This is a genomic window from Rhodococcus sp. 2G (assembly GCF_001886355.1).
Classification (GTDB): Bacteria; Actinomycetota; Actinomycetes; order Mycobacteriales; family Mycobacteriaceae; genus Rhodococcus; species Rhodococcus pyridinivorans.
Genome location: NZ_CP018063.1, coordinates 1383284 through 1407158, shown reverse-complemented (window position 1 = coordinate 1407158; position 23875 = coordinate 1383284). Strand labels below are relative to the sequence as shown.

Annotated in this window: 21 protein-coding genes and 1 pseudogene; 9 read left to right on the top strand and 13 right to left on the bottom strand. The window is 69.0% G+C overall.

Annotation, left to right across the window (positions count from 1 at the left end):
• Window positions 1–11: 11 nt before the first annotated feature.
• Genes hemQ through hemE form a run of 3 tightly spaced genes read right to left on the bottom strand, consistent with a single transcriptional unit; the run spans window position 12 to window position 3165 of the window.
• Window positions 12–707, bottom strand: a complete 696-nt coding sequence (hemQ, locus tag BO226_RS06615; protein WP_006551366.1) for a hydrogen peroxide-dependent heme synthase — start codon at window positions 705–707, stop codon at window positions 12–14.
• A 5-nt stretch (window positions 708–712) separates the two neighbouring features.
• Window positions 713–2071, bottom strand: coding sequence for a protoporphyrinogen oxidase (locus BO226_RS06610; protein WP_071934846.1), 1359 nt, complete (start codon window positions 2069–2071; stop codon window positions 713–715).
• Complete coding sequence (gene hemE / locus BO226_RS06605; protein ID WP_071936373.1) at window positions 2068–3165, bottom strand: uroporphyrinogen decarboxylase; 1098 nt, start codon at window positions 3163–3165, stop codon at window positions 2068–2070. The genes BO226_RS06610 and hemE overlap by 4 nt, the downstream gene beginning before the upstream one ends.
• A 169-nt stretch (window positions 3166–3334) precedes the next feature.
• On the opposite strand from hemE, the gene BO226_RS06600 reads away from it, so the two are divergent.
• The 3 genes from BO226_RS06600 (at window position 3335) to BO226_RS06590 (ending at window position 6744) form a co-directional block, all read left to right on the top strand.
• Window positions 3335–3910 carry a DUF3000 domain-containing protein gene (locus BO226_RS06600; protein WP_033096715.1) on the top strand — a complete coding sequence of 192 codons (576 nt, stop codon included), beginning with the start codon at window positions 3335–3337 and terminating at the stop codon, window positions 3908–3910.
• Window positions 3911–3961: 51 nt separating this feature from the next.
• Window positions 3962–5374 carry a WS/DGAT/MGAT family O-acyltransferase gene (locus tag BO226_RS06595; protein ID WP_071934845.1) on the top strand — a complete coding sequence of 471 codons (1413 nt, stop codon included), beginning with the start codon at window positions 3962–3964 and terminating at the stop codon, window positions 5372–5374.
• 116 nt (window positions 5375–5490) lie between these two features.
• A complete protein-coding gene (locus BO226_RS06590; protein ID WP_071934844.1) occupies window positions 5491–6744 on the top strand; it encodes an HRDC domain-containing protein in 1254 nt (417 codons plus the stop codon).
• 123 nt (window positions 6745–6867) lie between these two features.
• On the opposite strand, the pseudogene BO226_RS27955 reads toward BO226_RS06590, so the two are convergent.
• A pseudogene (locus BO226_RS27955) lies at window positions 6868–7083 on the bottom strand (oxygenase MpaB family protein); the annotation flags it as partial.
• Window positions 7084–7448: 365 nt separating this feature from the next.
• Here BO226_RS27955 and BO226_RS06580 point away from each other — a divergent pair.
• A complete protein-coding gene (locus BO226_RS06580) occupies window positions 7449–8846 on the top strand; it encodes a sugar porter family MFS transporter (RefSeq protein WP_024100730.1) in 1398 nt (465 codons plus the stop codon).
• Window positions 8847–8922: 76 nt separating this feature from the next.
• On the opposite strand, the gene dxs is transcribed toward BO226_RS06580, so the two are convergent.
• The 5 genes from dxs to BO226_RS06555 form a co-directional block, all read right to left on the bottom strand.
• Complete coding sequence (gene dxs / locus BO226_RS06575; protein WP_071934843.1) at window positions 8923–10866, bottom strand: 1-deoxy-D-xylulose-5-phosphate synthase; 1944 nt, start codon at window positions 10864–10866, stop codon at window positions 8923–8925.
• Between the two features lie 159 nt (window positions 10867–11025).
• Window positions 11026–12621, bottom strand: coding sequence for an MDR family MFS transporter (locus tag BO226_RS06570; protein ID WP_006551358.1), 1596 nt, complete (start codon window positions 12619–12621; stop codon window positions 11026–11028).
• Complete coding sequence (locus tag BO226_RS06565) at window positions 12618–13076, bottom strand: MarR family winged helix-turn-helix transcriptional regulator (RefSeq protein WP_006551357.1); 459 nt, start codon at window positions 13074–13076, stop codon at window positions 12618–12620. Before BO226_RS06565 ends, BO226_RS06570 begins: the two co-directional genes overlap by 4 nt.
• A gap of 151 nt (window positions 13077–13227) precedes the next feature.
• Complete coding sequence (locus BO226_RS06560) at window positions 13228–14511, bottom strand: class I SAM-dependent RNA methyltransferase (protein WP_071934842.1); 1284 nt, start codon at window positions 14509–14511, stop codon at window positions 13228–13230.
• Window positions 14508–16505 (bottom strand): APC family permease, encoded by a 1998-nt coding sequence (locus tag BO226_RS06555; RefSeq protein ID WP_071934841.1) that lies wholly within the window; start codon window positions 16503–16505, stop codon window positions 14508–14510. Before BO226_RS06555 ends, BO226_RS06560 begins: the two co-directional genes overlap by 4 nt.
• Window positions 16506–16646: 141 nt before the next feature.
• On the opposite strand from BO226_RS06555, the gene BO226_RS06550 reads away from it, so the two are divergent.
• From BO226_RS06550 to BO226_RS06540, 3 genes are all read left to right on the top strand, one after another.
• Window positions 16647–17312 carry a potassium channel family protein gene (locus tag BO226_RS06550; protein ID WP_006551354.1) on the top strand — a complete coding sequence of 222 codons (666 nt, stop codon included), beginning with the start codon at window positions 16647–16649 and terminating at the stop codon, window positions 17310–17312.
• Between the two features lie 25 nt (window positions 17313–17337).
• Window positions 17338–17991: a potassium channel family protein gene (locus BO226_RS06545; RefSeq protein WP_016694461.1), complete on the top strand. Its 654-nt coding sequence runs from the start codon at window positions 17338–17340 to the stop codon at window positions 17989–17991.
• A gap of 131 nt (window positions 17992–18122) precedes the next feature.
• Window positions 18123–19340 carry an IS110 family transposase gene (locus BO226_RS06540; RefSeq protein ID WP_071936372.1) on the top strand — a complete coding sequence of 406 codons (1218 nt, stop codon included), beginning with the start codon at window positions 18123–18125 and terminating at the stop codon, window positions 19338–19340.
• Between the two features lie 362 nt (window positions 19341–19702).
• Here the strand turns inward: BO226_RS06540 and BO226_RS06535 are convergent, their stop codons facing one another.
• Entirely contained in the window at window positions 19703–20443 is a 741-nt protein-coding gene (locus tag BO226_RS06535; RefSeq protein ID WP_006551352.1) for a DUF3159 domain-containing protein, read from the bottom strand.
• A gap of 76 nt (window positions 20444–20519) precedes the next feature.
• The gene (locus BO226_RS06530; protein WP_006551351.1) at window positions 20520–20894 is read right to left on the bottom strand and encodes an OB-fold nucleic acid binding domain-containing protein; all 375 of its coding nucleotides are present in this window, start codon (window positions 20892–20894) and stop codon (window positions 20520–20522) included.
• Window positions 20895–21077: 183 nt separating this feature from the next.
• Here BO226_RS06530 and BO226_RS06525 point away from each other — a divergent pair, with 183 nt between their 5' ends.
• A complete protein-coding gene (locus BO226_RS06525; protein ID WP_063714178.1) occupies window positions 21078–21809 on the top strand; it encodes an alpha/beta fold hydrolase in 732 nt (243 codons plus the stop codon).
• 12 nt (window positions 21810–21821) lie between these two features.
• Here BO226_RS06525 and BO226_RS06520 read toward each other — a convergent pair whose 3' ends face one another.
• Both BO226_RS06520 and dut read right to left on the bottom strand, forming a co-directional pair.
• The gene (locus BO226_RS06520) at window positions 21822–22655 is read right to left on the bottom strand and encodes a DUF3710 domain-containing protein (protein WP_071934840.1); all 834 of its coding nucleotides are present in this window, start codon (window positions 22653–22655) and stop codon (window positions 21822–21824) included.
• A 1-nt stretch (window position 22656) separates the two neighbouring features.
• The gene (gene dut, locus BO226_RS06515) at window positions 22657–23127 is read right to left on the bottom strand and encodes a dUTP diphosphatase (RefSeq protein WP_006551348.1); all 471 of its coding nucleotides are present in this window, start codon (window positions 23125–23127) and stop codon (window positions 22657–22659) included.
• Window positions 23128–23253: 126 nt separating this feature from the next.
• Here dut and BO226_RS06510 point away from each other — a divergent pair, with 126 nt between their 5' ends.
• The gene (locus BO226_RS06510) at window positions 23254–23706 is read left to right on the top strand and encodes a DUF3093 domain-containing protein (RefSeq protein ID WP_006551347.1); all 453 of its coding nucleotides are present in this window, start codon (window positions 23254–23256) and stop codon (window positions 23704–23706) included.
• Window positions 23707–23875 lie beyond the last annotated feature (169 nt).

Here is a 23875-nt window from a genome sequence, read left to right as displayed (position 1 = left end):
TCGAGGTCACGTCAGGGCAGCGACGCGACGAGGGCTTCGACGTCGACCCGCGGACCGGTGAAGAAGGGGGTCTCCTCCCGGACGTGCAGGCGCGCGTCGGTGGCCCGCAGGTCGCGCATGAGATCGACGATGCGGTGCAGTTCCGGCGCCTCGAAGGCGAGGATCCACTCGTAGTCGCCGAGCGCGAAGGCCGGAACGGTGTTGGCGCGGACATCGGGGTAGCCGCGGGCCGCCATGCCGTGGTCGGCGAGCATCTTGCGACGCTGCTCGTCGGGCAGGAGGTACCACTCGTAGGACCGCACGAAGGGGTACACGCACACGTAGTTGCCCGGCTCCTCCCCCGCGATGAAGGCGGGCAGGTGGCTCTTGTTGAACTCCGCGGGTCGGTGCAGTGCGGTGTTCGACCAGACCGGGGTGCTCGCGCGGCCGAGGATCGTGGTGCGCCGGAAGTCGGCGTACAGCTTCTGCAGATCCTCGATGTGCTCGGCGTGCGTCCAGATCATGAAGTCGGCGTCGGCGCGGGTGCCGGCCACGTCGTAGATACCGCGCACGATCACGTCGGTGTCGTCGAAGCGGGCGAAGAACGCCTTCGCGTCCTCGATCGCCGCGGTGCGGTCGTCGCCGAGAACGCCGGGCCGGACCTGGAAGACCGACCACATCGCGTAACGGAGTGTGGAATTGAGCTTGTCGTAGTCGAGACGTGCCATGACGTTCATCCTTCCATTCGTGCAGCCAGGCGTGCGGCCGCGGCCGTGCCTGTTGCGACACATGCGGGTACGCCCACACCGTGCAGCATCGCGCCGGCGACCTCGAGTCCGTCGATCCCTGCGATCTCGGCCTCGAAGGCGGCGACGATCTCGCCGTGGTGTTCGCGGTACTGCGGCAGCCCGCCGTGCCACCGCTGCACGAAGGCGGCCACCGGTTCGGCGTCGACTCCGGTGACGGTCGCGAGATCCGCGCGGGCCAGCGCGATCAGATCGGCCTCGGACGCGTCGACGAGCGCGTCGTCGCCGAACCGTCCGAACGACGCGCGGGCGAGCGCGACGGGTCGTTCGGCGAGGTGGGGCCATTTGCGGCTCGACAGCGTGAAGGCCTTCGCCGACAGGTCCTCCCCCGTCGCGACGAGGATTCCGGAGTTCTGCGGCAGGCCGTCGTCGTGCGGCAACGCGAGCGCGACCACCACCGACGAGGCGAGCGGGATCTGCGCGGCGCACTGCGCGGCGGATCTCACGCTGTCGGCGAGCAGCCGGGCGGCGTCCGGGGCGGGCACGGCGAGCACCACACCGTCGACCTCACCGAGCGGGTCGACCGACCACCGGCCGGCGCTGCGCTTCAGTCCGGATGCCGCCGTGCCGTAGAGGAACTCGGCGTCGGCCTCGCGGACGAGGGCCTCGATCAGCACGCCGTAGCCCTCGCGCAGCGTCCCGAAGACCGGGGCGTCCGTTTTCGGGGGCAGGGCGCGGGCGACGGCCTCGCTCAGGCTCGTCGCGCCGGCGTCGAGCGCCGCCGCGAGCGTCGGGACGGTGGCGCGGACACCCGCGGTGTCGGACAGCCCCGAGTACACCCCGCCGAGCAGCGGGTCGACGCTGCGCCGCACCACCTGCTCACCGAAGCGTGATCGGACGAGATCCGCGACGGAGAGGTCGGAGTCCCGGTCCCAGTGGAACGGCACTGTGGGTTCGGCGGCAATGCGCGCCAGGGTCTCGTCGTCGACGAGACCCTCCACGGCCTGCGCGGAGGCGGGGATGCCCATGAGCGTGCCCGCCGGCAGCGGATGCAATCGCGCGTCGGCGTACAGGAGCGGACGGGCAGCCGAGGGGTGGACGATGTGGTCGCTCAGGCCGAGTTCCTCGACGAGCGCGAGCACCTCGGGCCGGCGTGCGATGAACGCCTCGGCGCCGACGTCGACCGGGTCGCCCGCGAGCGGGACCGTGCGGAGCTTGCCGCCGAGCCGCGACGATCGCTCGAGCACGACGATGCGGGCGGCGGCGCCGAGCGAACGACGCAGCCGGTACGCGGCGACGAGCCCGCTGATCCCACCGCCGACGACCGCGACCGTCGGCGGGGTCACAGCGAATGCACCAGCTCGACCACTCGGGTGATGACGTCGGGATCGGTGTCGGGCAGGACACCGTGACCGAGGTTGAAGATGTGTCCGACAGCGCCGGCCTCGAGAGCACGGTCGGCCTCGGCGACGATGCGGCGCACCTCGCGTTCGACGACCTCCCGGCCCGCGAACAGGATCGCGGGGTCGAGGTTGCCCTGCAGGGCCTTGCCCGGGCCGACGCGGGTCGCGGCGACGTCGAGCGGGATGCGCCAGTCGACGCCCACCACGTCGGCGCCCGCCTCACCCATGGCGCCGAGGAGCTCTCCGGTGCCGACACCGAAGTGGATGCGCGGCACCCCCGCACCGGCGATCTCGGCGAAGACACGCTCGGAGTGCGGCAGGACGTACTCGCGGTAGTCCGCGAGAGAGAGGGCACCGGCCCACGAGTCGAAGAGCTGGACGGCGTCGACACCGGCACCGATCTGCGCGCGCAGGAAGGCGATGGCAACGTCGGTGAGCTTGCCGAGTAGGGCGTGCCAGGTCTTCGGGTCGGCGTGCATGAGCGCCTTGGTGCGCTCGTGGTTGCGGCTCGGGCCGCCTTCGACGAGATAGGACGCCAACGTGAAGGGCGCACCCGCGAATCCGATGAGCGGGGTGTCGCCGAGTTCGCGGGTCAGCAGACCGACCGCGCGGGCGACGGCTCCGACCTCCTCGGCCTCGAGGGTCGGCAGCGCGGTGACGTCGGCGGCGGTGCGGACGGGGTTCGCGACGACCGGGCCCGTGCCGGCGACGATGTCGAGGTCGATCCCGGCGGCCTTGAGCGGCACGACGATGTCGGAGAACAGGATGGCGGCGTCGACCTTGTGGCGCCGCACCGGCTGCATCGTGATCTCGCAGACCAGTTCGGGGTCGAAGCACGATTCGAGCATGCCGATGCCGGCCCGGATCTCCCGGTACTCGGGCAGGGAGCGGCCGGCCTGGCGCATGAACCACACGGGCCGGTGGACGGGCCGCTCACCGCGCGCGGCCGCCAGCAGGGGCGCATGCGGCAGGATCCTTCGCGCGGGGTACTCCGCGGGCACCGCAGAGCCGACGTTCGTGTTCTCCAAGCCGGTCATCGATCCTCGTTCTTCGGGCACTGCGCGCCGTCGCGCAGGGCAGCGTCTGTCGGGTCCCGGACCGAGACGTGTGGCGCGGACCCGCTGCCCATGCTGCCACGACCGCGCCGCCCACCAGAATCGGCGCGCCTCCCGCGTGCGGTGCGTCACCGGCACTAACCTCCGCTCGGTGACCACCTCGCCCGCCGAGCCGGCCCGCTTCCGTTCCGCAGTCGATGCGATGAACGCGGCCACCGTGCGCCCGGAGATCGAGGTCGGGCCGATCCGGCCCCCGCAACGGCTCGCGCCCTACAGCTACGCGCTGGGCGCCGAGGTCCTGCACGACGAGACGGACCGGGTGCCCGAACAGTCCGAGGGCGACGCGTTCGGCCGCCTCATCCTTCTCTACGACCCCGACGGCGACGAGGCGTGGCACGGGACCACCCGGCTCGTCTCGTACATCCAGGCCGACGTCGACGAGAGCCTGGCAGCGGACTCGCTGCTGCCGGAGGTCGCGTGGAGTTGGCTCGTCGACGCCCTCGCCGCGCACGGTGAACCGCTCACGGCGCTGGGCGGCACGGTGACGGCGACGACCTCCGTGCGGTTCGGGGACATCGCGGGCCCGGGACGCGCCCACCAACTGGAACTGCGCGCGTCGTGGACTCCGCAGTCCGACATGCTGACCCTGCACGTGGAGGCGTTCTGTGACGTCCTCGCATATGCCGCGGGTCTGCCTCCGGCGGGGGTTGCGCGACTCCAGCGGTGAAAACCGCTGCAATCCGACCGGATTTCTAGAACCTGTTCTACTCTTGATTCCATGCAGCGTCTCAGCGGGCTCGATGCCGGTTTCCTCTACCTCGAGACCCCCAGTCAGCTCCTCCACATCTGCGGGCTGATCGTGCTGGATCCGTCCACCGTCCCGGGCGGCTACGACTACGTGAGACTGCGCAACGAACTCGAAGCGCGCCTCACCGCCGTACCCCAGTTCCGGATGAAGCTCGCCGACAGCAGGTTCAACCTCGACCATCCGGTCTGGGTCGACGACCACGACTTCGACCTCGACCGGCACGTCCACCACGTCGGCGTGCCCGCCCCGGGCGGCCGGACCGAGCTCGCGGAGCTGTGCGGACACATCGCCGCGCAACCCCTGGATCGCTCCCGGCCACTACGGGAGATGTGGTTCGTCGACGGTCTCGACGACGGCAGGATCGCGGTCATCGCGAAGATGCACCACGCCGGGGTGGACGGGGTCTCCGGCGCCGCACTCATCGCACAACTGTGCAGCCTCGATCCCGCCGATCCCCGGCCCGAACCGGTGCAGTGGGGCGCCGGCGACGCGAACGACCTCGCCATCGCGATTGCCGGAGCTCTCAACGTGGCCCGCCGGCCCCTGCATCTGCTGCGGATCCTGCCCGGCGCGGTCACATCGCTGGCCTCGTGGATCGCCCGCGCACGACGCGGCGACGCCATGCCCGCGCCGTTCACGGCGCCGCGCACCCCGTTCAACTCCACCATCACCGGACACCGCAACGTCGGCTTCGCCGAGTTGAACCTCGACGACGTGAAGCTGGTGAAGAACGTCTTCGGCGTCACCGTCAACGACGTGGTGATGGCGGTGTGCTCCGGCGCGCTGCGCCGATATCTGGAGCGGCGCGGCGAGCTGCCCGACTCGCCGCTCATCGGGATGATCCCGGTCTCGGTGCACGGAAGGTCGGATCGGCCGGGGCGCAATCAGGTCTCGGCGATGTTCGCCGACCTCCACACCCACATCGCCGACCCGGCCGAGCGGCTGCGGGCACTCTCGGAAGCGAACGCGGTGTCCAAGGAGCACAACGCCGACCTCGGCGCGAACCTGCTGCAGGACTGGTCGCAGTTCCTCGGCGCGGCGGTCTTCGCCCCCGCGATGCGCGCGTACGCCGGGCTCCGCCTCGCCGACCGGCATCCGGTGATCCACAACCTCGTGATCTCCAACGTGCCCGGGCCGCCCGTGCCGCTGTACTTCCTGGGTGCACGCATGACGGCGATGTACCCCTTCGGACCGATCTTCCACGGCGCGGCGCTCAACGTGACGGTGCTCTCCCTCGACGGCAGGCTCGACATCGGCCTGATCTCGTGTCCCGATCTCGTCCCCGACCTGTGGGAGCTCGTCGACGACTTCTCCCCCGCCCTCGAGGACCTCCTCCTCGCGGCCGGTGCGGACAGCGACGATGTCGTCTCGCAGGAGGGGTGACGCGGCGCCCCGGAGAGGTTCGCGTGGCATCGAGCGGGTCCGCGCGTGTCCACCGATCGGACGTTCCGGACAGGAACGGAATTGCGCACGGGGACGACACCGCTAGAGTCACGCCCATGCCGGCACAGAACGACGAGGACGAGCAGAAGAGCACGAGCGTGACCACGGCGCCGCTCCTCGAACCGCGCGACGGCGTCCCGGAGGTCGTCACCACGGCGCGCGGGGTCGCCGACGCGGCAGCGATGCTCGCGCGGGGACACGGCCCGCTCGCCGTCGACGCCGAACGCGCATCGGGTTACCGCTACTCGGCGCGCGCCTATCTCGTCCAGCTCCGCCGTGACGGCGCCGGCACGGTGCTGCTCGATCCCATTCCGACACGGGACGACCTCGCTCCCCTGGCCGAGGTGATCAACGACCTCGAATGGGTCCTGCATTCCGCCGACCAGGATCTCCCCGGTCTGGCCGAACTCGGGCTCCGCCCGGCGAAGTTGTACGACACCGAACTCGCCGGTCGCCTTGCCGGATTCCCCCGTGTCGGTCTCGCCGCGATCGTGGCCGAGACCCTCGGCCTCGAACTGCGCAAGGGCCACGGTGCGGCGGACTGGTCGACGCGACCGCTTCCCGACTCGTGGCTCAACTACGCCGCACTCGACGTCGAACCGCTCGTGGAACTCCGCGACGCGATGGCGAGCGAACTCGAGCGGCAGAACAAGACCGAGTGGGCCGCTCAGGAATTCGAGCACATCCGGCTCGCGGGGCCGCCCGCTCCGAAGCCCGATCGGTGGCGGCGCACGTCCAAGATCCACGCGATCAAGGACCGACGCCGCCTGGCGATCGTCCGGGAACTGTGGACCACCCGCGACGAGATCGCCGCCCGGCGTGACATCGCCCCGGGGCGCATCCTTCCCGACTCCGCGATCATCGCCGCCGCGGAGGCGAATCCCACGAGCGTCGAACAGTTGCAGGAGCTTCCGGTTTTCGGCGGTCCGCGGCAGCGGCGTTCCTCCCGTGCGTGGTTCAACGCGATCGAGCGGGCCCGTGCACTGCCGGAGGACCGGCTCCCACCTCTCACGCCGCCGCTGACCGGGCCTCCCCCGGCCGGTCGGTGGTCGCGTCACCACCCTGAGGAGGCCGCACGTCTCGCCCTCGCGCGAGGCGAACTCGCCGCTCTGAGCGAGGAAGTCGCCGTTCCCGTCGAGAACCTGGTGAGTCCCGAACTCGTTCGGCGCCTGTGCTGGGACTGGGACGTCTCCGACGGAGACGACGTCGAGGAGTACATCGACGGCCGCTTCGCCGAGGGCGGGGCACGGCCGTGGCAGCGCGCGCTGACCGTGCCGCGACTCGCGAAGGCCCTGACGGCGGAGAACTGATCTCCGCCGTCTGCTCTGCGTGCCATCTACTTCCGGCGGCTGCCGCGTCCTGGACATCACATCAAGGCCGAAGAACCGCTCGTACACGTCGCGGCCGCCGTGGAACATCACCGCGGCGATCCACAACTGGAGCCTCGGATCGAAGGCGTTGTATCCGTCGGAGCGGACCGGTGCGTGGGCGCGGTTGACGAAACGCACCGCCCTGCGGCGTTCCTCGTCGTCGCCGAACGCCACGAGGAAGAGGTACGCGCTCGTGTTCCGGAAACGTGTGACGGGATCGATGAGCGCCCTGCTGTGTTCCACCACACCGTGCTCTACCGGAGGCAGAGCGATCTCCATGGGAACCTCCAGGTCAAGTCAGCGGGAACGCCGCTTCACCCACCACACCCCGTACCGTCGCGTTCGGTCGTCGCCGAGTCATGGAACGGGACTGTATTTCCAGATCGCACGGTGTCAAGCGGAGGTCCTCACCGCTTGGGCAGGTCGCAGACAAAGCGACGGCGCGGAGAGAATATTTCTTAACTTCTTACCCACTCGGAGGCGTCGTCACACTCCATGCCGCGTTCGAAGTCCGCCTTGTGGGCGAGTTCTCGCCGGAAACGTCGAGTCGGCCGTTCACCCCGGCGTAATGTTCCCCTGAAGAAAACACACTGTGTCCAACCCTTTTCCCGCTCTCGCGGCCAGTCCGATCCAGGAGTTCCTCGGTGACCCAACCATCGACCGCACACGCCGCGAAAGTCATCGCCGTGACCGTCGCGGCGGCCGTGGGCGGTTTCCTGTTCGGCTTCGACAGCTCGGTCATCAACGGCGCCGTCGACTCCATCCAGGACAACTTCGCGCTCAGTTCGTTCGTGACCGGTTTCGCCGTCGCCATCGCCCTGCTCGGTTGTGCCGTCGGCGCGTGGTTCGCCGGACGCCTCGCCGACAGTTGGGGCCGCAAGCGGGTGATGCTCCTCGGCTCCGCCCTGTTCGTCATCTCGTCGATCGGGTCCGGTCTGGCCTTCAGCGTTCCCGATCTCATGCTGTGGCGTGTGCTCGGCGGCCTCGGCATCGGTATCGCGTCGGTCATCGCACCGACCTACATCTCCGAGATCGCACCCGCTCGCTACCGTGGCGCCCTCGCATCACTGCAGCAGCTCGCCATCACTCTCGGCATCTTCGCGGCCCTGCTGTCCGACGCGGTGCTGCAGAACGCCGCCGGTGGAGCGTCGAACGAGCTGTGGTGGAATCTCGAGGCCTGGCGGTGGATGTTCCTCGTCGGCGTCGCGCCTGCCGTCCTCTACGGTGTACTGGCGCTGACGATCCCGGAGTCCCCCCGTTATCTCGTCGGCAAGGACATGGACGAAGAGGCTGCGGCCGTCCTGGCCAACGTCACGGGCGAGCTCCGGCCCGACGAGCGTGTCCGCGAGATCCGGCTGACGCTGCGACGCGAGTCGAAGGCGTCCTTCGGCGACATCCGCGGCCCGGTCTTCGGTCTGCAGCCGCTGGTGTGGGTCGGCATCACGATGGCCGTCTTCCAGCAGTTCGTCGGTATCAACGCGATCTTCTACTACTCGACGACACTGTGGAAGTCGGTGGGCTTCACCGAGAACCAGTCGTTCACGACCTCGGTGATCACCGCCGTGATCAACGTGGTCATGACGTTCGTCGCGATCCTGTTCGTCGACAAGATCGGTCGCCGTCCGCTGTTGATGACCGGTTCGATCGGCATGTTCGTCAGCCTGCTGCTCGCCGCGATCGCCTTCTCGCAGGCGGTCGGCAGCGGTGAGGACGTCGAACTTCCGGCACCGTGGGGTGCGCTCGCCCTCGTCGGCGCGAACGCCTTCGTGATCTTCTTCGCCGCCACCTGGGGTCCGATCATGTGGGTGATGCTCGGCGAGATGTTCCCGAACCGCATGCGCGCGGTGGCCCTCGGTATCAGCACCGCCGCCAACTGGATCGCGAATTTCACGGTGACACTGGCGTTCCCACCACTCACCTCCGCGGTCGGTCTGTGGTTCCTGTACGGACTGTTCGCGTTCTTCGCCCTGCTGTCGTTCTTCTTCGTCAAGGCCAAGATCCCCGAGACCAAGGGCATGGAACTCGAGGAGATGCAGAGCTAGCCGATACAGACGCCAGGGGCGGTATCCGGATCACCGGATACCGCCCCTGGCGTTTGCTCACCTGCGTCGGTCGGACTCAGCCCGCTTCGCGGTCGGACTGCTCGACCGCCGACGGTCGCGATCGCTCCTCGGGTTCGCTGTCGAGGCCGGCGACCCAGCCGGTGACCTGACGCGCCACGTCCTGGGCAGTCAGACCGAGTTCGGCGTGGATCTCGTTGCGGGAGGCGTGATCGAGGAACTTCTGCGGCACCCCGAGATCGCGGGCGGGCACGTCGACGCCGTTGCGGCGCAACGCGGCGGAGACTGCCGAGCCGACACCACCGTGGAGGCCGCTGTCCTCGATTGTGACGACGATCCGGAAGCCGCGTGCGAGGTCGACCACCGCGTCGGGCACGGGGAACACCCATCGCGGGTCGACGACCGCGGCGTCGATGCCATGCCTGGAAAGACGATCGGCGACGTCGAGCGCGAGACCGGCGAAGGCGCCGACCGCGACGATCAGTGCGTCGCCGCACCGCGACGGCGGCATCCGCAGCACGTCGACCGTGCCGTCGAGACGCTCGATCGCCGGGATGTCTTCTCCCACCGAGCCTTTGGGGAACCGGAGGACGGTCGGGCCGTCGGAGACGTCGAGCGCCTCACCGAGCTCCTCTCGCAGCGTCGCCCCGTCGCGCGGAGCGGCGACCCGGATGCCGGGAACGATTCCCAGCAGGGACAGATCCCACATGCCGTTGTGACTGGCCCCGTCGGAACCCGTGACGCCCGCCCGGTCGAGCACCACGGTGACCGGCTGCCGAAGCAGTGCGACGTCCATGAGCAACTGGTCGAAGGCGCGGTTGAGGAAGGTCGAGTAGACGGCGACGACGGGATGCATTCCGCCGAGCGCGAGACCCGCCGCCGACGTCACCGCGTGCTGTTCGGCAATGCCGACGTCGAAGGTGCGCTCGGGGAACCGTTCGCCGAACTTGGCGAGGCCGGTCGGTCCGGGCATCGCGGCGGTGATCGCCACGACGTCCTCCCGCTTCTCCCCCAGCGCGATGAGTTCGTCGGAGAAGACCGACGTCCAGTCGGGAGCGGAGGCGGACTTCGCCCGGCCCGTGCGCGGATCCATCACGCCGGTGGCGTGCATCTGATCGGCGAGGTGGTTCTCGGCGGGCGCGTAGCCCGCTCCCTTGCGGGTGACGGCGTGGACGAGGACCGGACCGCCGTACGCCTTCGCGCGACGCAGCGCCGATTCCATCGCCTGCTCGTCGTGCCCGTCGACCGGGCCGAGATACTTGATGCCCAGATCGGTGAAGAGCACCTGCGGGCTGACCGCGTCCTTCACACCGGCCTTCATGCCGTGCAGCACCGAGTAGGCCGCCGAGCCGATCCAGGGGATCCGCTTGACGATGCGCCGACTGTTGTCGAGCACCTTCTCGTAGCCGGGCTTGAGGCGCAGCGCCGCGAGGTGCTCGGCGAGACCGCCGATCGTGGGCGCGTAGGAGCGGCCGTTGTCGTTGACGACGATCACCATCGAACGGTTCTGCCCGGCGGCGATGTTGTTGAGCGCCTCCCAGCACATACCGCCGGTCAGCGCGCCGTCGCCCACCACGGCCACCACGGTCCGATCGGACTGTCCGGACAGCGAATAGGCCTTGGCGAGTCCGTCGGCGTACGACAGGGCCGCCGAGGCGTGCGACGACTCGATCCAGTCGTGTTCGCTCTCCGCGCGGCACGGGTAGCCGGACAACCCGCCTTTCTGCCGGAGACCGTCGAACTCGTCGCGACGACCGGTGAGGATCTTGTGGACGTAGGCCTGGTGACCGGTGTCGAAGAGGATCGGATCGCGTGGCGAATCGAACACCCGGTGCAGAGCGATGGTCAGCTCGACGACGCCGAGATTGGGACCGAGATGACCGCCGGTCGCCGCGACCTTCTCGACCAGGAATTCCCGGATCTCCCCCGCGAGCTCGGTGAGCTCAACAGGAGAGAGTCGACGTAGATCGTCGGGCGACTGGATGCGGGACAGAACACCCAACTGGAACAGCTCCCTCCGGCTCGTGCCTCACGCTCGTCGCGCGAGTGATTTCCTCAGTCTACGGAGCGCGGGAACGGAGCGTCTCCCGCCACCGCCTCGCTTCCGCGTGATCTCCTGGTCACCGGCGGACGGATCGTCCGCCGGTGAGCGAGGTCACCCTCACGAGGAGATGTCGGCGCGATCGGCCGGCGACTTCTCCTCGACGAGGTCGATGGTGGTGCGCAACGCCTGGTTCGGGATCAGCACCACTGCCACCAGGGTAACGACCGCGAACGCCGCCGCCACGAGGAAGAGGGTCGCCGTCGCGTCGCCGTAGGCGGCACGGATGACTTCGGCCACCGGCTCGGGCAGCTGGGAGAAGTCGAGGCTTCCACCCGATCCGCCGCCGGAGGTGTCCACACCGAGCTTCGCGAGACCGTCGGCGGAGATCGTCGCGACACGGGACGCGAGGATCGAACCGAGCACCGACACACCGATCGCACCACCGAAGGTGCGGAAGAAGGCGACCGAGCTGCTTGCGGCGCCGATGTTGCGCACGCTCACGGTGTTCTGCACGGCGAGGACGAGGTTCTGCATCAGCATGCCGGTGCCCAGACCCACGATCGCGATGTACACGCTGATCAGCGTGAGCGAGGTGAGGTGGTCGACCGTGCCGAGCAGGCCGAAACCGACCATCTGCAGGATCGCGCCGCCGATCAGGAAGCCCTTCCACTTGCCGAAGCGCGTGATGAGCCCACCGGAGAGCATCGACGAGACGAGCGTGCCGGCGACCATCGGGATGGTGAGCAGACCGGCGACCGTCGGGCTGTAGGCCCGCGAGGTCTGGAAGTACTGGCCGAGGAAGGTGGTGGCGCCGAACAGACCGATACCGACAGCCACGGACGCGATGATCGCGAGACCGGTGGTGCGTTCGGTGACGATCTTCAGCGGGATGATCGGATCGGCGACCTTCGTCTCGACGATCAACGTCGCGACGAGCAGGACGATGCCGGCACCGACGTACAGGGCGGACTCGACCGAGATCCACTCGTAGTAGCCGGCCTTGCCGGCGAAGGACACCCAGACGAGCAGGACGCTCACCGCGGCGGTGATGAGCGTGGCGCCGAACCAGTCGATGCTCACGTTCTCCTTGCGGACGGTCGTGACATGCAGCGTGCGCTGCAGCAGGATCAGCGCGACAACGGCGATCGGAACGCAGACGTAGAAGCACCAGCGCCAGCCGAGGAGGTCGACGATGACACCACCGAGCACGGGTCCACCCGACATGGCGACGGCCATGACGGCGCCCATGTAGCCGGAGTACCGGCCACGCTGGCGGGGCGGGATGATGCTGCCGATGATCGCGACGACGAGAGCGGTCAGACCACCCATGCCGATGCCCTGGATCACGCGGGCGGCGAGCAGGACCGGCACGTTGTGCGCGATACCGGCCAGGACCGAGCCGATCACGAAGACCAGGATCCCGAGCTGGACGAGCAGCTTCTTGTTGAACAGGTCGGCGAACTTGCCCCAGATGGGCGTCGACGCGGCGTTCGCCAGCAGCGCCGTCGTGATGACCCAGGCGTACTGGGTCTGCGTGCCGTTCAGATCCGCGATGATCGTCGGCAGGGCGGTCGAGACGATGGTGCTGCTCAGCAGCGCCGTGAAGAGGGCGGCGAGGAGGCCCGACAGCACGACGAGGATCTCGCGGTGCGTCATCTGCTCCTCGGCTGCCGGAGCATCCGGCTGCGCTCCCTGTCCGGAGACTGTGGTCATGAATTGGTCCTTCGAGTATCGATGACGAGCGGAGCCAGGGAGGAGGTGAGACGTTCGAGCGTCGTGATGGCGCCTGCGATCTCGTCCTCGTGCCAGTCCGAGAGTTCTGCGGAGAGCCGTTCGGTCCGGCGCTTCTTCACGATGTCGAGGATCTCGATACCCGCGACCGAACAACTCACCCGATGAGCACGACGATCGTCGGGATCGGGATGTCGATCCACGAGGCCTCGCTCGACGAGTTCGGCGATCTGTCTGCTCAACGACGACTGGCTGACGCACATTTCGACGGCGAGCTCGCTGGGCCGGCACTCCCCCATCCGTGCGAGCACGAACAGCACCGCGACGAGCGCGGAAGGAAGCACATCGGTGTCGTGGTGCACGAGTGCACCGCGCAGCGTGCGACCGAACATGAAGATGGCGTCGGCGAGTTCGTGGGCCTGAGCCTTTTCCGGCACAGCGAACCTCCGTCGGAGTGAACTAATTGATTACGTCATGCAACTATACAGATTAGTTGCGTACTACAAGCAATCTCTTTTCACGTCACACCAACTATTGGATGCGGCCCTCGTCACACCTCGCCCCGAGCGGGTGCGACGGGAACCCGGTTCAACGGGTGAACAGTCCGATGCACTCCACGTGATGGGTGGAGGGGAACGCCGCGAAGGCCCGGACGTCCGCCAACTCGAATCCGTGGTCCCGGTACAGCCCCACGTCACGACCGAAGGACGCGGGATCGCAGCCCACGTGGACGATCCGGCGCGGTCCCGCTGCGGCCACGGCGACCACCACGTCCTTGCCCGCCCCCGCCCGCGGCGGGTCGAGGACGACCACCTCGGGAGCCGGCAGATCGGGAATCACCCGCTCCACGCGCCCGTGACGGAAGGACACCCGGCCGAGGTCGGCGAGCGCCTCGATCCCGTCGTCCACGGCGGTCTTCGACGACTCGACCGACACCACCCGACCGGACGGACCGACCTGCTCTGCGAGCACGGCCGCGAAGACCCCCACTCCGCCGTACAGATCCCATGCCGTCGCACCCTCCGAGGTCTGCGCCCAGTCGGCCACCGCAGCCGAATAGGTCGACGCGGCACCGCGGTGGGCCTGCCAGAAACCGGTCGGCGCCAACCGCCACTCGCGTCCGCCGACCCGCTCGACCACACGTCCCGAGCCTTCGATCACCTTCTCCGGACGGCGTGCGTTCACCGCCGCCCGCCGCGACGCCGCGCCGCGCCGGCCCTGCCGTCGCGCACCACCCGAGAGGACCGGAGGTGCGATCTCCACCACGTGCCGCCGGCCGTCCGCGTCGAGTACGACCTGCAGCTCCGCTCCCGGCTGCCACACACGATCGGTGAGGCCGACGTAGGCGTGCGGATCGATCTGCGGGCACGCCAGTTCCGGGACGACCTCGTTGCTGCGGTACCGGCGGTATCCCGGGTTCCCCACCACGTCCACCGCGAGCCGGACCCGGGTGCGCCACAGGGTGCCGTTGGACGCACCGCCCGGCACCTCCTCGACGGTCACCTCGCGGTCCACCCCACCGAGCCGGCGCAGCTGCTCGGCCACCACCGCGCCCGTGAAACGGCGTTGCGCCTCGACGGTCATGTGCGCGAGGTCGCAGCAACCCGCCCCTCCCGGACCGGAGATCGGGCAGACCCGATCGACGCGGTCCTCGGACGCCTCGAGCACGTCCTCCACGTCGGCGAAGCAGAACGACCCGCCCCGATCCTCGGTGACCCGAGCGAAGACACGCTCCCCCGGCAGTCCGTGCCGCACGAACACGACGCGCCCCTCGAACCGCGCGACACACGCACCACCGTGGGCGGGATTGCCGAGGATCACCTCGATCCTCCGGCCGGACCAATCCGTACGCGGGTGTGCCTGACGATTCACCGCGGTTCCTCCTCGTTGTCCAACTGTCGATCCTGCCCGTTGGGGGCGGCCCGCCCCACCGCACCGGCGTCCGCGGACGAGCGCAGTTGCCAGGGCACACTCGTCACCATCACCCCCGGCTGGAAGAGGAGCCGGCTCTTGAGCCGCAGGGCGCTCTGGTTGTGGAGCAGTTGCTCCCACCAGTGCCCCACCACGTACTCGGGGATGAAGACGGTCACGACGTCGCGGGGAGAATCGCGCCGCACCCGGCGGACGTAGTCGAGGACGGGCCGCGTGATCTCCCGGTAGGGCGACTCGACGACCTTCAACGGCACGGTGAGATCGCTCTTCTCCCATTCGAGTACGAGACGCCGGGTGCTCTCGTCGTCGACGTTCACGGTGATCGCCTCGAGGGTGTCGGGGCGGGTCGCCCGCGCGTAGGCGAGGGCGCGCATCGTGGGCAGGTGCAAGGTCGAGACGAGCACGATCGAATGGGTGCGGCTGGGCAGCACCCCGTCCCAGTCCGCCCTCTCGAGTTCGGCGGCGACCGTGTCGTAGTGGTGCCGGATCGCCTTCATGAGCCCGAACGCGACGACCATGGTCACCACTGCGATCCACGCCCCGGCGACGAACTTGCCCGTCAGCACGACCAGCAGCACCACCGACGTGGAGACGCACCCGACGCCGTTGATCAGCCGCGACCGCGCCATGCGGCCCAGCGCCGACGGATCCGTCTCGGTGCTCAGTTCCCGCGTCCAGTGCCGCACCATGCCGGCCTGCCCCAGGCTGAACGCGACGAACACACCCACGATGTACAGCTGGATGAGCCGGGTGACCTCGGCCTCGAAGACCCACACGAAGACGACGGCGATCCCGGCGAGGAAGAGGATGCCGTTGCTGAAGGCGAGCCGGTCGCCGCGGGTGTGGAACTGGCGCGGCAGGTAACGGTTCTGCGCGAGAACCGAACCGAGCACCGGGAATCCGTTGAAGGCCGTGTTGGCGGCGAGCACGAGGATCACGGCGGTGACGATCGTGATCAGGACGAACGCGGCCGGCACCCCCTCGAAGACGGTGTGCGCCAGCTGGGAGAGCAGCGTCTTCTGCTCGTAACCCTCGGGTGCACCGCGCAGCTGGGTGTCGGGATGCTCGGCCACCACCACACCGAGCCGCTCGGCGAGGAAGACCACCCCGAGGAACAGCGTGACGGCGATGCCACCGAGCACCAGCAGGGTCGTCGCGGCGTTGCGTGCCTTCGGCTTCTTGAAGGCCGGCACCCCCGTGCTGATCGCCTCGACACCCGTTAGCGCCGCGCAACCGGACGAGAAGGCGCGCGCGAGTAGGAGGACGAAGGCGAGCGCGGTCAGATCCGTCTGCTCGGCGACGAGTTCGAAGTCCGCCGACTCCGCACGCAGGTCGTCGCCGAGGACGAAGATCCGGAACATCCCGGCCCCGAGCATCACCAGCATGCAGCCCACGAAGGTGTAGGTGAGCACGGCGAACGCCCGGCCGGCGCGCCGGAGTCCGCGCAGATTCACCGCGGTGAGCAGCACGATCGCGACGACGACGAAGAGCACCTTGTGCCGGGCGACGAACGGGACGGCCGATCCGACCGTCGCCGCCGCGGACGACAGCGACACCGCGACCGTCAGGACGTAGTCGACGAGCAGCGCACTGCCGACGGTCAGCCCTGCCGTGGGCCCGAGATTCTTCGTGGCGACCTCGTAGTCGCCGCCGCCGGACGGGTAGGCGCGCACGGTCTGGCGGTAGCCGGCGACCACGATCACGAGCACGAAAGCGACAGCGAGTCCGATCCACGGCGAGAAGGCGTAGGCGGACAACCCCGCGACGGAGAGGACGAGGAAGATCTCCTCGGGTGCGTAGGCGACCGACGACAGCGCGTCGGAGGCGAAGACCGGCAGTGCGGTGCGCTTGGGCAGCAACTCGTGCCCGAGAGTGTCGCTGCGGAAGGGGCGACCCAGCACGAGCCGCTTCGCCGCGGTGGAAAGCTTGGACACGCGCAAAGCCTATGCGGTTCCGGCCCCGAAGTACCCCTCGGCCGGGTCACGACCTCTCGAAGATCGTCACGCGGTACCGTTCGGATCGGCGGTCCACAGCGGTCCGTCTCGGAAAGATCGACCGGAACGGAGTCCACTGGGGTGTACGTGGTGGTGATGGGGTGCGGTCGGGTCGGTTCGGCGGTGGCCACCGCACTCGTCCGGCTCGGCCACGAGGTCGCGGTCATCGACCGCGATGAGAGCGCGTTCGGACGACTCGGCCCGGACTTCCCCGGGCGCACCGTGCTCGGCATGGGCTTCGACCGCGACGTCCTGATCTCTGCCGGCATCGAACACGCCGACGCCTTCGCGGCGGTCTCGTCCGGCGACAACTCGAACATCATCTCGACGCGCGTGGCCCGCGAGACCTTCGGCGTCGAACGCGTCGTCGCGAGAATCTACGACGCCAAGCGGGCCGCCGCGTACGAGCGGCTCGGCATCCCCACCGTGGCGACCGTGCCGTGGACCACCGACCGTTTCCTGCATGCGCTCACGCACGACAGCGAGACCGCCCGCTGGCGCGATCCCACCGGATCCGTCGCCATCGCCGAGGTGAACGTGCACGAGGGGTGGGTCGGACGACGCGTCACCGACCTCGAGGATGCCACGGGTTCGCGCGTCGCGTTCCTGATCCGGTTCGGCACCGGGTTGCTGCCCGACCGCAGGACGGTGCTGCAGGCCGACGACTCCGTCTATATCGCGGCCGTGTCCGGTTCGGTCTCGGAGGCGATCACACACGCCGAGAACCCGCCGGTCGACGAGAACTGACCCGTCCACCCGAGAGGAAGCCCACATGAAGGTGGCGATCGCCGGCGCCGGAGCGGTGGGGCGCTCGATAGCGCGGGAACTGCTGCGCAACGCCCACGAGGTGATGCTCATCGAGCGCAAACTCGACCACGTAGAACCCGAGTCCGTGCCGGACGCGACGTGGGTACACGCCGATGCCTGCGAACTCAGCTCGCTCGAATCCACCGGACTCGAGCAGTACGACGTCGTGATCGCGGCGACGGGCGACGACAAGGCCAACCTGGTCCTCAGCCTGCTCGCGACCACCGAGTTCGGTGTTCCACGGGTCGTAGCCCGCGTCAACGATCCGCGCAACGAGTGGCTGTTCGACGAATCGTGGGGTGTGGACGTCGCGGTGTCCACACCGCGCATGCTCGCGGCGCTGGTCGAGGAAGCCGTCACCGTGGGCGATCTGGTGCGGCTGATGACGCTGCGCAAGGGCGCGAACCTGGTGGAGGTCACCCTGCGCGACACCACCGCCCTCGCCGGGAAACCGGTCCGGAAACTGGAACTGCCGCGCGATACGGCACTCGTGGCGATCCTGCGCGGCGGGCGGGTGATCGTCCCTCAGCCGGACGATCCGCTCGAGGGCGGGGACGAACTGCTGTTCGTCACGGCGGAGGACGTCGAGGACGATCTCCGGCAGGCGGTGAACCGCTGATATGAGTTGAGTCAGTCCTTCACAAACACCTCCGGAGGTGTCAGGAAGGGAATGTCGTAGTTCCCGTTCCGAAGGAGTCGAGCGTTCGGACGCTCCGCTCCTCGCTGACACACCCTCCGGAGGTGTTCGTCGTGCCTGTGCATGCCGCTCCAGTCACACCGTCCACGATCGTTGTTGCCGTCGACGTCGGCAAGACCACCGCATCGGTCTCGGCGACCGACACCGGCCGCCACCGCCTGTTCGGGCCGGTCGACATCGCCATGACCCGCTCCGACCTGAGGCTGCTCGTAGACCGACTCACCCAGAGTTTCCCACCGTCACCGCAGGTCAAGATCGGTATCGAAGCCGCCGGCCACTACCACCGACCGATGCTCGACTACCCTGGCTGGCCTGCGGGATGGGAGATCCTCGAACTCAATCCCGCCCGGGTCGGCGAACAACGCCGCATCCACGGCCGCCGTCGGATCAAGACCGATGCCATCGACCTCGACGCAATCACCGACCTGCTCCTGACCGGCCAAGGACAACCGGTCACCCACCCCGATCGGGTGCTCGGTGAGCTCACCGCTTGGGCGACCCACCGGATGCGGCGGGTCACCACCCGCACCGCGACGAAGAACCAGCTCCTCGGCCAACTCGACCGGGCCTTTCCCGGCCTGACCCGGGCACTGCCGGACGTACTGGGCACCAGAATCGGCCGTCTGGTCGCGGCCGAGTTCAGCGACCCGGCCCGCCTGGCCACCCTCGGATCGAGCCGGCTGATCCGCTTCGCCGCGCATCGGGGCCTGCGGGTGCAGCGCCCGCTGGCGGAGCGTCTGATCACCGCCGCCCGCGAGGCGTTGCCCACCAGCGACGCGGTGATCGCTCGCCGGATCCTGACCGCGGATCTGGCGTTGCTGACCGATCTCGACACCCAGATCACCGCGGCCGAGGCCGAACTGGCCGCCCTGCTACCACGGACTCCCTTCGCCACGTTGACCACCGCCCCCGGATGGGGTGTGGTCCGCGTCGCGAACTACGGTGCCGCACTCGGAGATCCACAGCGGTGGCCGGGGCCACGGCAGATCTACCGAGCGTCGGGATTGTCGCCGATGCAGTACGAATCTGCCGGTCATCGTCGCGACGGAGGGATCAGCCGCGAAGGCAGCGTCACGCTACGGCGGGCACTGATCGACCTCGGAGTGGGGTTGTGGCAGGCCGAACCCACCGCGAAGGCCTATGCCGCCGGCCTGAGGGCCCGGGGCAAGCACGGCGGGATCATCGCCTGCGCTCTGGCCCACCGCGCCAACCGCATCGCCTACGCAATGACACGTGACCACAACGACTACGACACCACCTGCTGGTCCTGACCATGAGACACCAGCCGACGTCGACCTGGAGAAAGGACCCGAGAGCGCTGCCCCTTCCCGAAGCCCGACCGGGGGTGTCACGCTGGAGGGGGTGAAGGGACCGGACTCGATGCCGATGCCGCTATGGCGGACCGCCCAGCGGTTACGCCGTGACTAGCTTGGCACCCGGCCCTTCGCCACTACAGCAGCCCGAACGACGCCAGATGACCCACCTCCGGCGAGGTCGCATACGTCAGCGTGGGCGCTTCGGCACCCCGATCCGGCGTCGATGCCTCCGGTCACACCGCGCTATCTCACCACGTCCGCCGCTCGGACGGCGCTACCGCACGTCACCACGAAGGATTGACAGGACCTATAGCCAGCTAGTCGCGGAGCCGGTGCCGACCGGGGAGCCGAGGCTGCCCGTCGTGCGTGCCGTGCTCGTCGCGGGGCTTGTTCGACAGCCCGTCGTCCGTCGCCGGATCGTCGGCCGGCGCGTCACCGACCGTCTCCGAGGGCGCGGGTTCGACGATGCGGTCGGCACGCCGGACCGCCCAGAGGGTCACGAGCAGGGCAAGAGCAGTAAGCGGCCAGCCCATGCCGATCCGGGCCACCGCGAGCCAGCCGGTGCGGTCCTCGTCGTAGAGGTGGTTCTGCACGAGATAGCGACCGAGGAAGACCAGGGTCCACGCGAGGGTCGCGACGTCGTAGGCGCGCACCGCGGTGGTATGCGAACGCCACCGCGATCCCTGGCCGTTGAGCATCCCCCAGATCACGCCCACGAGCGGTCTGCGGACGAGCACGGACAACAGGAATGCGCCCCCGTAGACCAGGCTCGCGTAGATCCCGAAGAGGAAGTATCCCTTCGCGTCGCCGGTGCGATGAGCGATGAAGGCACACAGGGCGACTCCGAAGAAGCCCGAGATCGCGGGCTGGATCGGGGTGCGCTGGATCAGGCGCCACACGAGCACCGCGAGGGCGACGCCCAGCGCGGACCAGATGGCGACGGTGAGGCCCCACAGGCTGTTGACGGGGACGAACACCAGCACCGGCAGCGTCGAATAGACCAACCCGCTGATCCCACCGAGTTGTTCGAGCATCGTCTGCTGGTTGGTGTCGCTCACTCCTACGAGCCTGCCACATCCGGCACAGGGGTACGACCCTGCGTGCACCAGGGGCACCACTTCGCGCGCACAGAGGTCAGGCGGGCTCGCGCAGCTCGTAGTAGGGGTTGTAGATCACCTTGCGTCCGTCGCGTTCGCCGACACGACCGCGGACCATCAACGTACGCCCGGGCTCGATCCCCGGAATGCGCCGACGACCGATCCACACGAGCTGGATCGAGTCGGTCCCGTCGAAGAACTCCGCCTCGACGACGGCGGCAGCGGCACGCGAACACGACTCGACACTGCGAAGACGTCCGTACATGGTCACTTCCTGACCGCGGGCGCATTCGACGACGGGTAGGGCGCCCGTGGAGTGCGAGGATTCGGCCATCTGCTCGGCATCGAGTTCTTCGATGTCCTCGGTGAGCCGCCGTGTGAGCCGACGCAGGTAGCCGGCCGGGGAAGCCATAACACGCTCCTGTACGGAAGGGGCACGGATCTCGCGCCACCGGACTCTTCTTCGCCCGCCACTGTAGACCCATTCTCGCCGGATACAAGTTGCACGGTGCACACGCGCGTGCAGCCGTCGGTCGTCCTGCTGTGCGGGCAGGTGAGCGCGGTCTCCGGAGTTCGATGGTGCAGGATCGTCCGCATGTCCCACAGCGAATCCCCGGTCCCCCCGACCGCCGGCACCGCGGTCGTGCTTCCCGGCACGGGTTCGGACGCATGCTTCGCCGAGAAGGCGTTCGGCGCCGAACTCCGACGGCGGAGCATCATCCCGATCGCCGTCGATCCGGATCCGCGCGGTGTGGTGGCGAGCTATCTCACCGCGCTCGACGAGGCGGCCGAGAACGGGCCGATCCTCGTCGGAGGGGTGTCGATCGGTGCAGCCGTCGCGTTGAGGTGGGCATACGACAATCCGGACCGGGTCGTCGGCGTCCTCGCTGCCCTACCTGCATGGACCGGCGATCCGCGGGAGGCGCCGGCCGCCGCGAGCGCGCGGTGGACGGCCTCCGAACTGCGCGCCCACGGGCTCGATACGGTCACCGCTGCGATGACGGCGTCGAGTCCGCCCTGGCTCGCCCGGGAATTGACGCGTTCGTGGAGCGCCCAGTGGCCCGATCTCCCGTCCGCGCTGGACGAGGCCGCACACTACCGGGCACTCGACGTCGACGAACTGCGTGCCGTGACCGTGCCGGTCGGTATCGCCGCCGCGGTGGACGACGCGGTTCATCCGCTCGCAGTGGGGCGGCAATGGTCGCGGGAGATCCCTCACGCGGAACTCGCGACGGTGACACTCGAACAGGTCGGGGACGACCCCTCCGTGCTCGGGAGGTTGTGCCTCGCCGCGCTCGACAGGATCGTCCCCGTCCCGAACCGATGATCGGTACCGGCCTCAGAAACCGAGTTGCTGCATCGCCGAACCGGATTCGCCGCGGCGCGGCGGCGTCTGCCGGGCGGGCGGGACCTGCTGCGTCTGCTGGGCGGGCTGTTCCGGCGGGGCCGTCCGCGGAGCGGGCTGCTGTTGCTGCTGCGCGGCGGCCTGCTGTTGCTGCTCCTGCGCCGCGACGAGCTGGCGGGTGAGTGCCTCGGGCAACACGATCGGCAGCGGTGTACGCACCGGATGGGGTTCGGATCCGCGACGGACGACGGTGCCGGAGATCACCGACCGTGCGATCCCGACGAGTTCGGAGTCGGCTCCGGTGTTCCCCGAGGGCGCCGCGACGACGCAGCGGATCATCCAGCGGAAGCCGTCGACACCGATGAACCGGAGATCCGCGTTCGCGGTCCTGCCGTGCAGTTCGCGACCCCACGGCCCCGATTCGATGCTGACCTCGGCCTTGTCGTTGCGCAGCGTCTCCGCGAGCTCGGCGGCGACCTCACGCCACTGTCCCGGCGACTTCGGTGCGGCGTACGCGGAGACCGTGATGCGCCCGAACTGGGTCACGAGATGGACGTTCTGCGGCGTCCCGTTCGGAGCCATCTCGACCTGGATCTGACCACCGGCCGGCAGCGGTACGAGCACGGATCCGAGGTCGAGACGGGAGGCGGTCACCGTCTCCTCGTCGACCTCGTCGATGTCGTACGGGCCGGAATCGGCCGCACTTCCGGTGGCGTACTCGTCGTACTCCTCGTCGGCGGGCTCGTCGTACGCGCCGAGGTCGCCGGCGGAAGCGGCGTCGGTCGCCTCGATGTTCGACCCGCGGTCCTTGCGGCGTCGTCCGAACATGTCAGGAACCCTCCTTCACGAGGCCGGCGTGCCCGCCGCTCGATCCGTATCCGCCGCTGCCCCGCGCCGTGTCGTCGAGCTCGTCCACTTCGACGAATTCGACGAGTTCGACACGCTGGACGAGCAGCTGCGCGATGCGGTCGCCTCGGCGGAGTTCGACGGCGCGCTCGGTGTCGTGGTTGATCAGACACACCTTGATCTCTCCACGGTAGCCCGCGTCGACCGTCCCGGGAGTGTTCACGACGGACAGACCGAACTTGGCGGCGAGGCCCGAACGCGGGTGGATCAGGCCGACCGTGCCCACGGGCAGCGCGACGGCGATGCCGGTGCCGACGAGCGCCCGCTCCCCCGGGCCGAGGGTCACGTCGACCGACGTGCACAGGTCCACACCGGCGTCACCGGGGTGGGCACGAGTGGGCACGGGGAGCTCCGGATCGAGCCGGCGCAGCGGTATGGGGGGAAGATCGGTCACGTCGTCCGAGACTACTCGCGTGCCGGGTCGCTCCGCCGAGGCGACTATCCTTACGGTGTGTCCCGTTCCTCGCGCACCTCACCGACTACACCTCCGACGGCCGACGCTCCGACCTTCTCGGAGCGGATGTGGGTGCCGTGGTGGTGGTGGCCGATCGGGCTCGGTGTGGCCGCCCTGCTCGCGGCCGAGCTGCACATGGGTGCCCCGGGGATGTACGCGTGGCTTCCCTACGTCCTTCTGCTCCCGGTCCCGATCTGGGTCCTGACCTGGCTCTCACGCAGCCGGGTCGAGGTGGTCGACGGCGAACTCGTCGTCGGTCGCGCACATCTGCCCGTCGACGTGATCTCGCGGGGTGTGGTGGTTCCGGCGTCGGCCAAGAGCGCCGCGATGGGCCGCCAGCTCGATCCGGCGGCGTTCGTCCAGCACCGTCCCTGGGTGCGGACCATGGCGCTCGTCGTGCTCGACGACCCGGAGGATCCGACACCCTACTGGCTGGTGAGCACGCGGCGGCCTGCCGAACTGCTCGCGGCGCTGGGTTGCGACGAGTCGGGCCGCAAGGACGATCCGACCCGCAAGTAGGGCTGTTCGAACGGGCACCGGGTCCCCGGATACGACACGGCCCCGGATGCCGGGAACAGCAGAGGCCGCCGCGGCGCCGGGGCACGCAGGAGGGAGACGCGGGTGACCACGGCGCATCGTCGTCACCCGGCCTCGTTTCGCACCTATGCCCTCACGCTGCCCTATGTCC